The sequence below is a fragment of the Microcystis sp. M179S2 genome, from assembly GCF_020245805.1.
In the GTDB taxonomy this organism is placed as follows: domain Bacteria; phylum Cyanobacteriota; class Cyanobacteriia; order Cyanobacteriales; family Microcystaceae; genus Microcystis; species Microcystis aeruginosa.
Genome location: NZ_JADBUE010000192.1, coordinates 1 through 13759 on the forward strand (window position 1 = coordinate 1; position 13759 = coordinate 13759).

The 13759-nt window shown below is 41.9% G+C and carries 16 protein-coding genes; 6 read left to right on the forward strand and 10 right to left on the reverse strand.

Going from position 1 to position 13759, the window contains the following annotated elements:
* The coding region (locus tag IM500_RS11925; protein WP_287738496.1) for a DUF4347 domain-containing protein at positions 1-329 on the reverse strand (329 nt) is incomplete at its 3' end.
* Between the two features lie 208 nt (positions 330-537).
* On the opposite strand from IM500_RS11925, the gene IM500_RS11930 reads away from it, so the two are divergent.
* Positions 538-1428, forward strand: coding sequence for an alpha/beta fold hydrolase (locus IM500_RS11930; RefSeq protein ID WP_287738497.1), 891 nt, complete (start codon positions 538-540; stop codon positions 1426-1428).
* Positions 1429-1434: 6 nt separating this feature from the next.
* Here IM500_RS11930 and IM500_RS11935 read toward each other — a convergent pair whose 3' ends face one another.
* A complete protein-coding gene (locus IM500_RS11935) occupies positions 1435-2265 on the reverse strand; it encodes a hypothetical protein (protein WP_287738498.1) in 831 nt (276 codons plus the stop codon).
* A gap of 232 nt (positions 2266-2497) precedes the next feature.
* On the opposite strand from IM500_RS11935, the gene IM500_RS11940 reads away from it, so the two are divergent.
* Positions 2498-2734 (forward strand): ferredoxin-thioredoxin reductase variable chain, encoded by a 237-nt coding sequence (locus tag IM500_RS11940; RefSeq protein ID WP_052278213.1) that lies wholly within the window; start codon positions 2498-2500, stop codon positions 2732-2734.
* Between the two features lie 16 nt (positions 2735-2750).
* On the opposite strand, the gene tyrS is transcribed toward IM500_RS11940, so the two are convergent.
* The gene (gene tyrS / locus IM500_RS11945) at positions 2751-3968 is read right to left on the reverse strand and encodes a tyrosine--tRNA ligase (RefSeq protein WP_287738499.1); all 1218 of its coding nucleotides are present in this window, start codon (positions 3966-3968) and stop codon (positions 2751-2753) included.
* 197 nt (positions 3969-4165) lie between these two features.
* Between tyrS and IM500_RS11950 the strand changes: the two genes are divergently transcribed.
* The 3 genes from IM500_RS11950 to IM500_RS11960 all read left to right on the forward strand — a co-directional run bounded on the left by IM500_RS11950 (position 4166) and on the right by IM500_RS11960 (position 7046).
* The gene (locus tag IM500_RS11950; RefSeq protein ID WP_190721395.1) at positions 4166-5851 is read left to right on the forward strand and encodes a glycosyltransferase; all 1686 of its coding nucleotides are present in this window, start codon (positions 4166-4168) and stop codon (positions 5849-5851) included.
* Positions 5852-5947: 96 nt separating this feature from the next.
* A complete protein-coding gene (locus IM500_RS11955; protein ID WP_041804484.1) occupies positions 5948-6172 on the forward strand; it encodes a ferredoxin family protein in 225 nt (74 codons plus the stop codon).
* 136 nt (positions 6173-6308) lie between these two features.
* A complete protein-coding gene (locus IM500_RS11960) occupies positions 6309-7046 on the forward strand; it encodes an ABC transporter ATP-binding protein (RefSeq protein ID WP_287738500.1) in 738 nt (245 codons plus the stop codon).
* A 144-nt stretch (positions 7047-7190) separates the two neighbouring features.
* Here the strand turns inward: IM500_RS11960 and IM500_RS11965 are convergent, their stop codons facing one another.
* The 7 genes from IM500_RS11965 to tnpA form a co-directional block, all read right to left on the reverse strand.
* Positions 7191-8276: an alanine/ornithine racemase family PLP-dependent enzyme gene (locus tag IM500_RS11965; protein ID WP_002762913.1), complete on the reverse strand. Its 1086-nt coding sequence runs from the start codon at positions 8274-8276 to the stop codon at positions 7191-7193.
* A 4-nt stretch (positions 8277-8280) separates the two neighbouring features.
* Positions 8281-9441, reverse strand: coding sequence for a DUF1611 domain-containing protein (locus IM500_RS11970; RefSeq protein WP_190721392.1), 1161 nt, complete (start codon positions 9439-9441; stop codon positions 8281-8283).
* Between the two features lie 142 nt (positions 9442-9583).
* A complete protein-coding gene (locus IM500_RS11975; RefSeq protein WP_002762915.1) occupies positions 9584-9796 on the reverse strand; it encodes a DUF3134 family protein in 213 nt (70 codons plus the stop codon).
* 252 nt (positions 9797-10048) lie between these two features.
* The gene (gene psb34, locus IM500_RS11980) at positions 10049-10357 is read right to left on the reverse strand and encodes a photosystem II assembly protein Psb34 (RefSeq protein WP_002762917.1); all 309 of its coding nucleotides are present in this window, start codon (positions 10355-10357) and stop codon (positions 10049-10051) included.
* Between the two features lie 173 nt (positions 10358-10530).
* Entirely contained in the window at positions 10531-11904 is a 1374-nt protein-coding gene (locus tag IM500_RS11985) for a gluconeogenesis factor YvcK family protein (RefSeq protein WP_190721390.1), read from the reverse strand.
* 73 nt (positions 11905-11977) lie between these two features.
* Positions 11978-12463 (reverse strand): Tic20 family protein, encoded by a 486-nt coding sequence (locus IM500_RS11990; protein ID WP_190721388.1) that lies wholly within the window; start codon positions 12461-12463, stop codon positions 11978-11980.
* A 148-nt stretch (positions 12464-12611) separates the two neighbouring features.
* Entirely contained in the window at positions 12612-13013 is a 402-nt protein-coding gene (gene tnpA / locus IM500_RS11995) for an IS200/IS605 family transposase (RefSeq protein ID WP_287738502.1), read from the reverse strand.
* 50 nt (positions 13014-13063) lie between these two features.
* On the opposite strand from tnpA, the gene IM500_RS12000 reads away from it, so the two are divergent.
* On the forward strand, positions 13064-13759 hold a 696-nt coding region (locus tag IM500_RS12000), incomplete at its 3' end, for an RNA-guided endonuclease InsQ/TnpB family protein (RefSeq protein ID WP_287738503.1).

The following is a 13759-nucleotide window of genomic DNA, read 5'->3' on the forward strand; positions in this document are numbered from 1 at the left end:
ACTCGTAGGCTATGAAGCGCGATAGCGTAACGCACCGATTTAATAATAGAGGTGGTGGTGGTAATCTGGGGATTTTGTGGTAAAAAAGCGGATATTTGTTCGATTCCGTCTTGATTGGGAGTGAGAATAACGGTGGCGACTTCTGGAATTACCCCAGCTTGGAGACTTTGATAATCGGTGACACCAGCATCAAGGAAGACTACGGTAGCGGTTAAACGCTGATTTCTCACACTATCCACCCGATTAGCTTGACTCAAGCCATCAGATTGAGCGAAATTGAACAAAACATCGTCAACAGCAGCAAAAATCGACAAAAGGGTAGAAGTCATGGTGTTGGCAGCAAAGGATGACTGCGGCTATTCTATGCAAACAATCGCCAATTTTTCAAGACCCCTGTAACAGAAATTAATATTGCCAGAAAACGGGTTTCTTTGAAAAACCCGTTTTCTAAAAATGCTTCAAAATATTCGCTTAATGCTTCTTTCCTGACAGTATATATTAAGAAAAGCAACGAATACTTTACAGATAAACAAAAATATGCAGCAAATTCTAGGATTAGAGACACAACCAAAAATCTGGCATTGGCGGGGATTCAAAATCACCTATCAGAGTGCGGGGGAGACGGGACCGGCGATCGTGCTTGTGCATGGATTTGGGGCATCTTGGGGACATTGGCGGAAAAATATCCCCGTTTTAGGCGAAAAATGTCGCTGTTTTGCCCTAGATTTAATTGGTTTTGGCGGTTCCGACAAACCCGAACCGAAAAACGAGATCGATTACACTTTCGAGACTTGGGGGGCGCAAATTGCCGATTTTTGTCGGGAAGTGGTGGGGGGTCCTGCTTTTTTGGCGGGTAATTCCATCGGTTGCGTGGCCATTATGCAGGCTGCCGTCGATCATCCCGATTTTGTCCTTGGGGTGGCGGCGATTAATTGTTCCCTCAGACTACTGCACGAAAGAAAACGGGGTAAATTACCCTGGTATCGTCGTTTAGGTGCGGATATTGCCCAAATAATTCTCAAAAATAAGGCAATTGGCGCTTTTTTCTTCCAACAGATCGCTAAACCCCAGACAGTGCGTAAAATTCTCCTGCAAGCTTATCGGCGCTCGGAAGCGGTAACGGAGGAATTAGTAGAAATAATCCTAAAACCCGCCCGAGATCAGGGAGCGATCGAGGTTTTCCTCGCTTTTACCGGTTATTCTGGCGGCCCACTGCCAGAAGACCTGCTGCCGATTCTCCCCTGTCCAGCGATTCTGCTTTGGGGTAGCGAGGATCCCTGGGAGCCCTTGGCCTTGGGCCGAGAATTAGCACGATTCCCGACCGTAAAACAGTTTATCCCCTTAGCCGGTTTAGGCCACTGTCCCCAGGACGAGGCCCCAGAAATAGTTAATCCGATTTTATTAGACTTCCTGCAAGCTCAAATCTAAGTTCCTCTAGTAACCAGAAGGCTGGGCATTAATGGGTTGTTGGATGGAGAAACCTCGGTTAATACTTTCAGGTGGGACTTGATTGGGGGTGCCATTATTGTTGGGCGGCATTCCCTGATTGGGATAACCAGTGACGTTAGGTTGACTGCCGTAGACGGGGGCCTGATATACGGGGGGTTGATAATAGTTGGATTGGTTGCTAGAGCCGGGGACGGGGTTAGGGTTGGCATTATTCCGGGAGGGTAGGGCTTGAACATTTTGTTGCTCAGGGGAATAATTTCCCTGGGGGTTGACTTGATTCGGGCTGCCCCCGGGGTTGGGATTAGGAAAATTATTCAAGTTATTAGTCCGCGAGCGATTTTCGATTTCCCTTTGTAAAGGATAATTGCTAGTGTCGCCACTAATCGGTCGCACTTGAATCGGTTGCAGACTTTTACTAGCCTTCGGTGCCTGATTTTGCTTAGGCTGCGGCATTAACGGGGTGAACAAAGAGGGTTTCTGGTTGTTATCGGGATTAGTATTTAAAGGATTAAAAGGCTGCGTCGAGGCCGGTTTGTTCAGGCGAGCGGTATTATTATGGGCAGGAATGGCCGGCAATGGTACAGCAGTGGGGAGAGGAGTATCGGTAATCTGGTTAGCCCTGATTTCCCGCTCCTCCAAGGACATTCCTGGGGTATCTAATACCGAACCCAACCATTCAGGATTCTGTTGATATACCCACAAACCAATTAGAGCCAAGGAAAATATTCCTAACGGTAGCCAAAATAAAGGTTGGGCAAAGGGTTTTAATCCCGCCAGGAAATAGCGCATGGAAGAAGAATCTTTATAGTCACTCATACCGCTTAACCCTCTATAGGTTTTCCCCCATGCTATCAAATCAGTGAGCAGTTATCAGTTTTTTAGCCGTCAGCCGTCAGCCTTGCACAACAGGTGACGCTTATCTGGAGAAAAAAGCTCAAGCTCTAGGTTTCAATCTTAAGAGTTTTCAGTTCCCCGTTCCCTGATACGGCGTACAATGATAAGATTGTCTTCAAAGATACAATAGGCGTTTGTCTTCGCTAGAGAGTTTATGAAAGTTGGCGATCGAGTTCGTGTAATTGAGTCTGTGGTAGTTTATCACCATCCTGAACACAAATCGGATCCTTTTGACGTGAAAGGACTAGAGGGAGAGGTAAAAGGGATTGTCACCGAATGGCGTGGTAGACCGGTTAGCGCCAACCTACCCGTCCTCGTCGAGTTCAGTAAAAAGTTTAAAGCCCATTTTCGAGATTTTGAGTTAGAAATCGTGGAAAAAGCCGCCGAATAGGGACTTTTTCGCTTATTTAAGCTACAAAGCGAATAAATTTATTTTTGCCCACCTGTAGGACTTTTCCCGTTAAAGCTTCGGCTGTCTCAAAACTTTTGTCCACATCGGTGATTTTCTCACTATCGATTCTGACTGCACCCCCCTGAATCTGTCTTCTCCCTTCGCCGCTACTTTTACATAAGCCGGTGGCCGAGAGAAGATAGAATAATTTCAGGGGAAAAGTGACCGCTGCTAGGGAAAATTCGGGTACAGAAGCAGCTGCTGCCGTATTTCCCTGTAGAACTATCTCCTGCGCCGTTTTTTGTGCTTTTAATGCCTCCTCTTCTCCGTGAAACTGGGCAACTACCTCGATCGCCAGTTGTTTTTGTGCCTCTCGCGGATTGCTCGCCATAGCATCTAAGGGCAAATTTGTCAATAGTTCGTAATAATCTTTTAACAAAGCGTCGGGGGTTTTTTCCAGTTTCGAGTACATGGACAGGGACGATTCCCGCAATCCCACATAATTATTCAGGGATTTGGACATTTTTTGACTGCCATCGGTTCCGATTAAAATCGGTAAAAGTAGCCCGAATTGCGGTTTTTTACCGAAATATTTCTGCAAATCACGACCGACGGCAATATTAAATTTTTGATCAGTTCCTCCCAATTCGACATCGGCCTCGACAGCGACGGAATCATAACCCTGCATTAAGGGATAGAGAAATTCATGGAGAAAAATCGGGGTTTCCTGGTCGTAGCGTTCAGAAAAGCCTTCTTTTGCCAACATTTGCCCGACGGTCATGGTGGAGAGGAGTTCGAGAATTTGCGATAGGTCTAATTTCCCCAACCATTCCGAGTTATAGCGAATTTCTAGGCGATTAGGCGTGTTAAAATCTAAAATTGGGCGTAATTGTGCCAGATAATTCTCGGCATTGGCTCTCACTTCTTCGATGGTCAATTGTTTTCTAACTTCCGATTTTCCGGTCGGATCGCCGATTCTAGCGGTAAAATCACCAATAATCACCACTGCTACATGACCGGCATCCTGGAAAGCACGCAGTTTCCGAAAAGGGATACTATGACCTAGGTGAATATCGCTGCCGGTGGGGTCAATACCTAGTTTAATTCTTAAAGGGCGATCGGTAGTTTGCAGTAGTTGGGTTAAATTTTCCCTAGGATCTTGGGAGTCGGGTTGATGGGGGAATAGGTCACTGGTGCCACGGGTTAGCCAGTCTAGGGAGGAAGATACGGTCATTGTTGCTCATTTTCCACAGCCTTCCCATTATAGTTTTTTATTATGTCAAGTAACAAGCCAAAGGTAAATAAACTGGTATCTTCAATAAGAGTCGATAACATCTTGACAATTCTCCCGATCAAATATAGAGTCTTAAAATCTTCTTTTTCAAAATTATCAAAAAATTTCCCTGTCTTGAATTGCGATCAGATAAGCCGATGAATCCTAGTTTTAATAACTCTATACCAGTGCAGAGTATCAAAGTTTCTGTAATTGTTTCTACCTATAAATCAGCGGAGTTTATCCGGGGTTGTCTAGAGGATTTAGTTACTCAAACTCTTTATGAAAAGGGAGAAGTAGAACTTATTATTATCGATAGTGCTTCTCCGGAGAATGAAGGGGAGATTATCCAAGAGTTTCAAGAAAATTATCCTAATATTATTTACCAGAGAACTAGAGAACGAGAAACCCTCTACCGCGCTTGGAATCGTGCTATTAAACTAGCTAGGGGTTCCTATATCACCAATGGGAATACTGATGATCGTCGCTGTTTTAATGCTCTGGAAATTATGGCTAATTATCTAGATAACAATAGAGAGATTAGCTTGGTTTATGCCGATCAATTAATTACCACCTTCAAAAATGATACTTTTGCCACCACCCCAGCTTTAAAACATTGGAATTGGCCAAATTACTCCTATCAACAGATGCGTCAAGGTTGTTGTGTGGGTTCTCAAGCAATGTGGCGAAAAATGCTGCACGATAAATATGGTTATTTTCAGGAAAATTTTCGCTGTGCTGGTGATTATGAATTTTGGTTAAGAATCGGCATTCAAGGCGAAAAAATGGCTTTAATTCCTGAGATTTTAGGGTTATATTATTTAAATCTCCAAGGCTTAGAACATGGCAGTAATGGTCAAGCATTACAGGAACATTATCAAGTGTGTAAAATCTATAAAATTCCCCACCCAGACATTAAGGATATAGAAATTAAACCCAATCCAGTTAAGATGGAAGATTTAGGCATAATTTTACAGGAAGATGAGCGAGAAAAATTACAAACAATTCAAGCTATCTCCCGGAAAAGATGCCCAATTATTGTTATTGATGGCGTGATCTTTCAACTTAAGCAACGAAAATTAGCCAGAATTTGGTCTTCAATTCTAGAGCATTGGAGTCAATTAGAATTTAGTCAACACATTGTTATTTTAGATAGAAATAACACCGCACCAAGATGGGAAGAATTTAAATATTGGCCTGCGGAATCCTACGATTATAATTGTACGGGAAAGGATGCCAGAAAAATTCAAGCTATTTGCGATCGCCTACAGGCAAATTTATTTATTTCCACTTTTTATACCAGTCCCTTAAACACTCCTTCTCTACTTTTGCTTGCTTATGAATTCCCAGAAGAAAACGGCAATTTACCAGTAGATTTAGAAAAACACTATGCAATTTTGTCCGCTTCTAGAATCATCGCTTTTTCCTCTGATATTGCCCAAGATTTAAGAAAGTTATACCCCAAAATTACCCCCGAAAAGATTGATATTATCGAGTTTTTTGAAGTTAATCAAACAATAGCGGAAGAAATCACTGATTTTCTCTGGTATGCGCTCAGTGAAACTAAGGAATCAAGTCAGAATCAAGTCTGGTTAGAGTTAAGAAAATTACAGGAAGCACAACAGATAATGTATCTGAAACAACAGCAAGATTATCGTACTATAAAAGAGATGGAAATATCCCTAAAAGAATTAGAAAATAATCATAATTATCTCCAGAAAAATAATCAGGAATTACGGGAAGAAATTAACTATTTGTCCTCCCGTAAGGGAATAGTAAAAACCCTAGCGAAAACTTCTATCTTACTTCTTGCTAAGATCAAGAAAAAACTCCCAATATTTTAGGGAATTAAGAGAAAGTTTCCTAACAATGATTCCAATCCTGGCACGACAGGGCCTAAAAGTGGTAAAGTAATGTTAAGAATTAGAGGAGAAAACACTGTGCCACATTCGATCGTCACTGGAACTTGTGAAGGGGTTGCCGATTGCGTTTCCGCTTGTCCTGTTGCTTGCATCCATCCCGGACCGGGTAAAAATGTTAAAGGAACCGATTGGTATTGGATTGATTTTGCCACTTGTATCGACTGTGGTATCTGTCTACAAGTATGCCCCGTCGAAGGTGCAATTCTGCCACAAGAACGTCCTGATTTACAAAAAACTCCCTAATTTATCAGTTATCAGTTATCAGTTATCAGTTATCAGATGTAAGTTTTCAGTTCACTGATTACTGTTCACTGAAAATGCTTCCCACTTCCCAATTCATAATTCATATTACTGTCTGCTATCTCCTTTTTACCTTACCATGGATTATCTTTTAGAAGTTGAACAAGTTTATGCTGGTTATGTGCAGGATTTATACATATTGCAAGGGGTTAACTTTCGCATTGCACCAGGGGAATTAGTCACGGTTATCGGTCCCAATGGTGCGGGAAAATCTACCCTCGCTAAGACGATTTTTGGTTTATTAAAACCCAGTGCTGGAACTATCACTTTTAAGGGACAAAATATCGCCGGTTGGAAATCTAATCAAATCGTTCCCCTCGGAATGGGTTATGTTCCCCAAATTGCTAATGTTTTTCCATCCCTGAGCATTGAAGAAAACCTTGAAATGGGAGCTTTTACGAGCAAAGGAAATATAAAATCTTTAAAAGAGCGCATTTATGCCATGTTTCCCCGTTTGCTCGAGCGCCGTCGTCAGAAAGCTGGCACTTTATCCGGAGGAGAAAGACAGATGTTAGCCATGGGACGAGCGCTGATGTTGCAACCGGATTTATTAATTCTCGATGAACCTTCGGCAGCTTTATCTCCTATCTTAGTAACCAGCGTTTTTGAACAGATAAAAGTGATTAATCAGACGGGAACTGCAATTATTTTAGTGGAACAGAATGCCAAAAAAGCCCTAATGATGTCCGATCGAGGTTATGTTTTAGAAAGTGGTCAAGATCGTTTTCAGGGATCGGGTCAAGATTTACTCAATAACCCGAAAGTAGGGGAATTATACCTCGGGGCGGCTTATCATGGTGCCAAACGAGATGATTAGGAATTTGTTAAGGATTGAGGGGGATTTTGATTTCTTCCCAGAATTTAGCGATAGGATAGTAATTGAGTACAAATCTCTACGGCCCTGATGTCAAGGTGATAAGCCAGCAAACCCTAAATATATCTGTGGATATTTATTCATCGATCAAGACAGTTGTGCTACTGCATTGAGAGCATAACTTTTAGTAATAAAAGGAGAAGTCATGGCTGTTAAAAGTCCTCCGTAATCAAGATTAAAACTGACTTCGCTTCCTACTTTTAACCTCTTGTTATGACTATCAAGAACTAGATGATCGCTACTAGAACCTAATATTTTTATCTCCTGACTTGTTTGTAATCCAGAGATAAGAATATCCTGTCTTCCTAATGCAATAATAACTCGACGGTGAATGCCTTGGTCGATAAAGCTGGGAACATTACCAAAAGCATCTCGACCAATTTCTCCAGAGGGTAGAGATGGTTTATCTTTGGATTCGATTACTTCGGCAATTAACCGAAAAGCATCGGTATATAAGCCTGGTATAACTTGTCGATTAACTGTTTCACAACCTAATAAAATTGATTCTCCTAAACGCAGATTATTAATCCGACCAACTTCGCTACTTTTTTGATACCATTGATAGTTAGCAGAATTGCCTCCTGAAATAATCGGTAATTTTATTAAAAATTCCTGCTCAATTGTATCTGTTAACACAGATAATTTGCTCATATTATGGCTATCAGGTTTAATCCCTCCATAACAAGCCAAATTACAACCCAGTCCAATAATTTTGATAAAGGGAAAAGCGAGGGTCTTTTTGATGAACTTGACCAGATCTTTCGGCAGTACACCTTCGCGTAAATCCCCTAACTCCGTCATGATAATAATGCGGTGTATTTTTTGCTTTTCTTGAGCATAATAGGAAAGTTCCTGAATTGTTGCTAATTCGGTATTTAAGCTGATATCTGCAATGTTAACCACTGATTCTGCTTGACTCAAGGCAGTACGCAACAGAACAAAAGTTGTCACTATTCCTGCTTGTTTCATTTTGAGAATATTTTCGATTCGAGAGTCAGCGATAAAGTTGACTCCACCTTGAATCATCGCCAAGGCGATCGAGGGATCACCCAAAATCGCTTTGGAAACTCCCATCACAGAAAGTCCCTTGCTACCGTAGAATTGGCAGAGTAAACGAGCATTATGGCGTATTTTCGGGAGAGAAATCTCGATTCTGGGTAAAAGGTCTTTCATCAGCCTATTTGCTCCCAATTGCGGGAATTGCAGCTAAAATTTCCCCTTTGATTTTCCGGTTTAATTTCGGAAAGCGATCGCATAAAGCTTGGACTAATTTCTCACATCCGTGTAACAAAACATCAGTAGTCGGTAACTGAAAATCTCGCTCATATTTGGCAATAATACGCTCAGTGGCTGCTGCGGTGAGATTTTCGTGATTAATCGCAATAGCGATAACTTTAGTGGGAGAAATTGCCTCAATTAGTGAAATTTCTTCCTGTAATTTTGGCATGGCTAAATGAGGAAAATCACAGCGAAATTTTCGGGCTGGGGGATGTTGTAAAATAATCCCATCGGGCCTACTTCCTTTCAAAATTCCCACGGAACTCATAAAAGCAGGATGACTCAGAGAACTTTGTCCTTCCACTAAAATAATATCGGGTTTTTCTTGCTCAAAAGCTTGAACCACAGCATTTTCAATTTCACCGATGACAAATTGAGAAACCAAAGCATCGATCGAAACCCCATATCTTGCTCCCTGCATCAAGCTAGTTTGTCCAGTAGCGACTAAGACAGACTTAATACCCAAGCCTTGGAGAGTTTGATTAACTGCCACCGCAGTGGTCATTTTTCCGCAAGCACAATCGGTTCCTAAAAAGGCAATAACGGGTATATTTACTTGGGAAATTTGCCCAGTAAATACATGAAGATCAGCTAATTGTGGTGGTTTACGAATGTCTGTAATTTGCACACCATACTGACTAGCTTGCTCCCTAAATTCTAAATCCTCGGAGAAGAATTGATGCAAACCATTAATAATCTCCATTCCTTGTGCCATTGCTTCTAAAATTAGCAGCCTTTCTAGGGGGGGAATAAACGCTTCTAAGGGTGCTTTGCCGTAGATATAACAATTGGGAACATCTCTAAGTTTTTCTAAGGCTGCTTGTAAATTGGCAAAAATGGGAATATGATTTTTTTTATCTCCTAATGCTTCTCCCGCATCTTTTCCCGCTAAGGAACTATCCAGCACTCCAACAATTGTATATATTTCTGATTGTCGGATCAAGCCAGCTGCCGTTTTTCCGTCCACACGTCCAAACTGATTTTCACAGTAAATTAAAGCCGTTTTTTTCGTTGATACCACTTTCTTAATCTCCTGAATATTAGATAATTGAAATTTCACTCCTAACTCCCAGTAAGTAGGGAGGCACAATTATTTGTAGGATGGGTTAGCAGTAGCGTAACATGAGCGGGCGTTGGGTTTCATGCTTCAACCCAACCTACGTTCATCTTATATTTAATTCCACCCACCTACTTAAGACTATTTATTCTTCTTCTTCTTCTATAGCATAATTATCTGGATCGATAATATCGTCTAGTTCTTCTAAGATTTGCAAATCGGGATGAGCATCAGATTGACGTAATTTTAATCTTCCTGTCCGTTCTAACCAATGGAGAAGGGTTTCTTTGGAAGTTATCTGCATAACAGGAATTGCCTGATAGCGAGGTTCTTGACTAAGAGAAGGATTAAATTTCATACCTGTTGAATTTCCTTTGAGAAGTTATCTCTATTGGTTGTTCTATTGTTGATCACGAAGCAACCCACAAAAAACTGAAAAAAATTGTCAAGTTTAACAAAGTAAAAAAGTTCAGCTGTCAGATTTACTATTTGGACAGATAGATAGAGTCGGTTCCAATATATGCTCCCGATACTTGGGATGCAGACTCTATGGTGTAAATTAAAGTTTTCCTGTCTCGCTCAACTTAAATGTCAATCCTACGGTTTTTATCTAGCTAACGGAAAAGGTGATTAATAACACCAAAGCAACCAACAAAACCGCCCCTACTCCTTGCAAAATATACCATTTTTGCTGTTCTAAAGATGGGGATTTTGATAGATAAATCTTGGGTTCGCTACCATAGTTATTGATGATTCCTTCATCATCTACTGTATAGCCCTCTGGGAGAGGTATATTAAGTGATGGATAGTTTTGCCCGTTTATATCTAGTTTAACCTCAGCAGGAATTAATTCACTTCCATCGCTTGGGGAATAGACTGTCGCACCTGTCTCTTGATTAGATTTAGTAGAGTAGTGCATGATCATCTCTCTTCAAAATCTGAGTATAACACAGAATAAGGCGAAATGGTTTTTAGGCTAATTTTTTCCTAGGGCTTTAATCAGCAAATTTGGCTAATGTCGGCAAATTAAAGCAAAAAATATGATTTTATAACTTGACAAAGCTAGATAAAAACATTTAGTCAACTCGCTATTCACTTTTTAGCATACCAGCGCCATAAAACTCGCGCTAAACGTTGGGGATCATGACTAACTTTGGCAGTAACTTCATCTTCTGCCATTACATTCGCTAAAACAATGCGATAACCCATTTTTCCCACCTCCTCGCGATCTAAAAACACAGGATGACTATGCTCTTGGGCGTATAATTGCAGAGATTGGGGCGATGGTGCAGTTCTTTGGGCTAAAACTGCATCAAAGACGCGTTCCTCGCAGACTTTTTCGATCGCCCGAATATGATCAGCCACCGAATAATTATCCGTTTCCCCCGGCTGGGTCATAATATTACAAACATAGACACGGGGGACTGTCACCTGTGCTAGGGCCTGACGAATTGCGGGAACCAACAAATTAGGGATAATACTGGTATAAAGACTACCCGGCCCGATAATAATATAATCTGCCTCCTTGATTGCCGCTAAAGCAGCCGGTAAAGCGACCGGATCGGCAGGATGGCAGCCAATCTGACGAATTTGCCCCATAGCTTCGGTTATCTTCGATTCTCCCTCAATAATGCGCCCATCGGCTAACTTAGCCCAGAGACTAACATCGGTAAGGGTAGCAGGTAGCACTTTGCCGCGAATGGCCAAAACTTTAGCACTAGCATCGATCGCCTGTTCCAGATCGCCGGTAATCTCGGTCATAGCGCTGATAAATAAATTACCAAAACTGTGGCCCGATAAACCATCCCCGGCATGAAAGCGATATTGAAACAATTCCGTTAATAACTTTTCCTCATCGGCTAAAGCGGCGATACAATTGCGAATATCCCCCGGGGGTAAAATGCCCATTTCCCGACGTAATCGGCCCGAAGAACCGCCATCATCAGCTACGGTGACAATAGCGGTGATATTAGAACTATACTGTTTTAAACCGCGTAAAAGCGTCGATAAACCCGTCCCGCCACCGATGGCCACGATTTTCGGGCCGCGATGGAGACGACGATGGGTGCGTAGGAGATCAACTAATTCCTCCGATGCGTCCGGTTGTAGTGCTTCTGTAATCGTTTCGACGGTGCGACTCTGACCCCAGAATAACAAAAAGACACCTAGCAGAACCGCCAGCGGCCCGGAAACAGAATTAGGGACTAAACGGGCGATCATTTCTAATGCTTGGGAAACAAACTCTAAAAAGCGATTAACCGGGGTTAATTTTACCCAAACAGCTAAACCGAAGGAGGTGAGAAAAACGCCGGTTAAACTGATTAAAAGCCAGCGTTTGACAAAAAGACCGGGAGAAAGCCATTTAAACCAACGATTAACCCGTTTAGGCGTTTTTCTGCCCACAGAAGCGGCTATTTTCCCCTTCTGAGCGTTGAGTTCCCGTAGGGTCTGTTTAAATGGACTCATAGATGTGGCCTGGCAGCGAACGCATTGATTCTGGAGAGACTGTAGCCGAAAAAGGGGACAAACTCAAGCTGACCTAACCTCCCACTTGGGAATAGGCCGCCTCGGAAATTGTGGGAATCTCGGCGTATTTGCCGATAACCGACTGTATAATGCTGTAAACACAGGCGGCAAATGCTCCCAAAAAGACGACGTTAAAAAGAGTTTCTACCACTAAATTCGCCCCTAAACCCCTAGCGACGAAACCTAAGACCAATCCCAATAAATACACCAAAATATCGATTAAAATCGCCTGCATGGTGTTAAACCGGATAAAATGACTAATGCGGGGATTGCGTACCACGGCGAAAAAGAGGACGAAAAAGATAATTAAACTGCCAAAGCTTCCCAGAGAACTATAGAGAAAAGCTAAGGGATATAAGGCTATTGCTAAGGCCGCTCCTAAAAAAGGAATTTGCTGGAAGATAAAGATACCGAAGGCAAAAGCGGAATATAAGGGTAAAAGATATACTAAAGCTGCAAAAATGCGATCTTTTGTATCGGTTGAGCCGCGCCAAGTCATAATCTATTGTCTCCTGAGACTACTGCTAACTTCCTTCAAGATAACCCGGCAGCCCACCAGACTTCCCGTAACCGAAAAAATTGATTGAGGACGAAGATTCTTGGACCTCGATCGAGTTATCGAAAATTTGGGTTAAAACCCCGTCGTTTTACGACGGCTTTTCCTGATTTTTAATGTAGCACTTAAGAACTTCCAGTGGCGCACCTCCTACAGAAGACACAAAATAACTGGGCGACCAAAGAGCGTCTTTCCCGTACGGTTTAGGATAACCAGCTTGTCCATACCTGCGACTAGAGACTCCCTTTAAAGAATTGACCATCACGGAAATAGATAGTTTCGGCGGGTATTCAATCAATGCGTGTATGTGATCGGACTCCCCATTAAATTCCAATATCTGAAAATTCATCTTTTCCGCAACTTCCCTAAAAGATTTTTCAACCAAAGTCAGACTTTTACCAGTAAAAACCTTACTTCTGTATTTTGTCACACAGACCAAGTGTATCTTTAGATCGGAAACAGAGTTTCTTTCTTTTCGCAACTGACTTGACATTATTAACAGACCTAGTTAGAATAGAGTACAGACACACACATCTTAACCCAATGAAAGCGAGGTATCAATACCGTATTTACCCAACAGACCAACAAAAGAGGCTTTTGTCTCAGTTGTTCGGGTGTGTGCGTGTTGTCTGGAACGATACCTTAGCCTACTGTCAAGAACTCTATCGACAAGGGGAGAAAAAGCCAAAATATACCGAGTTATCTAAAAGACTAACTCAAGTCAAGAAAACAGAAGAAAAACAGTGGTTAACCGAGGTTTCTTCTATCCCTTTACAGCAGTCTTTGAGAGACTTAGAGACAGCCTATTCTAACTTTTTTGCATCTTGCAAGGGAGAAAGAAAAGGAAAGAAAGTCAAACCTCCTAAATTTAAGAAGCGTAAATCTAAACAATTAGCAAGATTTACCGATAATGGTTTTACCGTTAACCAACACTGCGTTACTTTAGCGAAAATCGGTGATTTAAGAATAGTTTGGAGTCGCCCATTACCTTCTAAACCTTCTAGCGTCACCGTGATCAAAGACGCATCAGATCGATACTTTCTTAGTTTTGTCGTCGAGATTCAGTCCGAAATACTTCCCAATAATGGGGAGTCAGTGGGAATTGATCTAGGGATTGCTACCTTTGCTACCCTCTCAACAGGAGAAAAGATAGACGCACCGAAACCGTTAAAGAAACGATTAAAACGACTAAGAAAAGCACAGAAAAACCTTTCTAGAAAACAGAAAGGAAGTAAACGA

Coding starts and splice junctions, on each gene's coding strand:
- IM500_RS11930 (WP_287738497.1), top strand. CDS start 538: ATGCAGCAAATTCTAGGATTAGAGACACAACCAAAAATCTGGCATTGG.
- IM500_RS11935 (WP_287738498.1), bottom strand. CDS start 2,265: ATGAGTGACTATAAAGATTCTTCTTCCATGCGCTATTTCCTGGCGGGA.
- IM500_RS11940 (WP_052278213.1), top strand. CDS start 2,498: ATGAAAGTTGGCGATCGAGTTCGTGTAATTGAGTCTGTGGTAGTTTAT.
- tyrS (WP_287738499.1), bottom strand. CDS start 3,968: ATGACCGTATCTTCCTCCCTAGACTGGCTAACCCGTGGCACCAGTGAC.
- IM500_RS11950 (WP_190721395.1), top strand. CDS start 4,166: ATGAATCCTAGTTTTAATAACTCTATACCAGTGCAGAGTATCAAAGTT.
- IM500_RS11960 (WP_287738500.1), top strand. CDS start 6,309: ATGGATTATCTTTTAGAAGTTGAACAAGTTTATGCTGGTTATGTGCAG.
- IM500_RS11965 (WP_002762913.1), bottom strand. CDS start 8,276: ATGAAAGACCTTTTACCCAGAATCGAGATTTCTCTCCCGAAAATACGC.
- IM500_RS11975 (WP_002762915.1), bottom strand. CDS start 9,796: ATGAAATTTAATCCTTCTCTTAGTCAAGAACCTCGCTATCAGGCAATT.
- psb34 (WP_002762917.1), bottom strand. CDS start 10,357: ATGCACTACTCTACTAAATCTAATCAAGAGACAGGTGCGACAGTCTAT.
- IM500_RS11985 (WP_190721390.1), bottom strand. CDS start 11,904: ATGAGTCCATTTAAACAGACCCTACGGGAACTCAACGCTCAGAAGGGG.
- IM500_RS11990 (WP_190721388.1), bottom strand. CDS start 12,463: ATGACTTGGCGCGGCTCAACCGATACAAAAGATCGCATTTTTGCAGCT.
- tnpA (WP_287738502.1), bottom strand. CDS start 13,013: ATGTCAAGTCAGTTGCGAAAAGAAAGAAACTCTGTTTCCGATCTAAAG.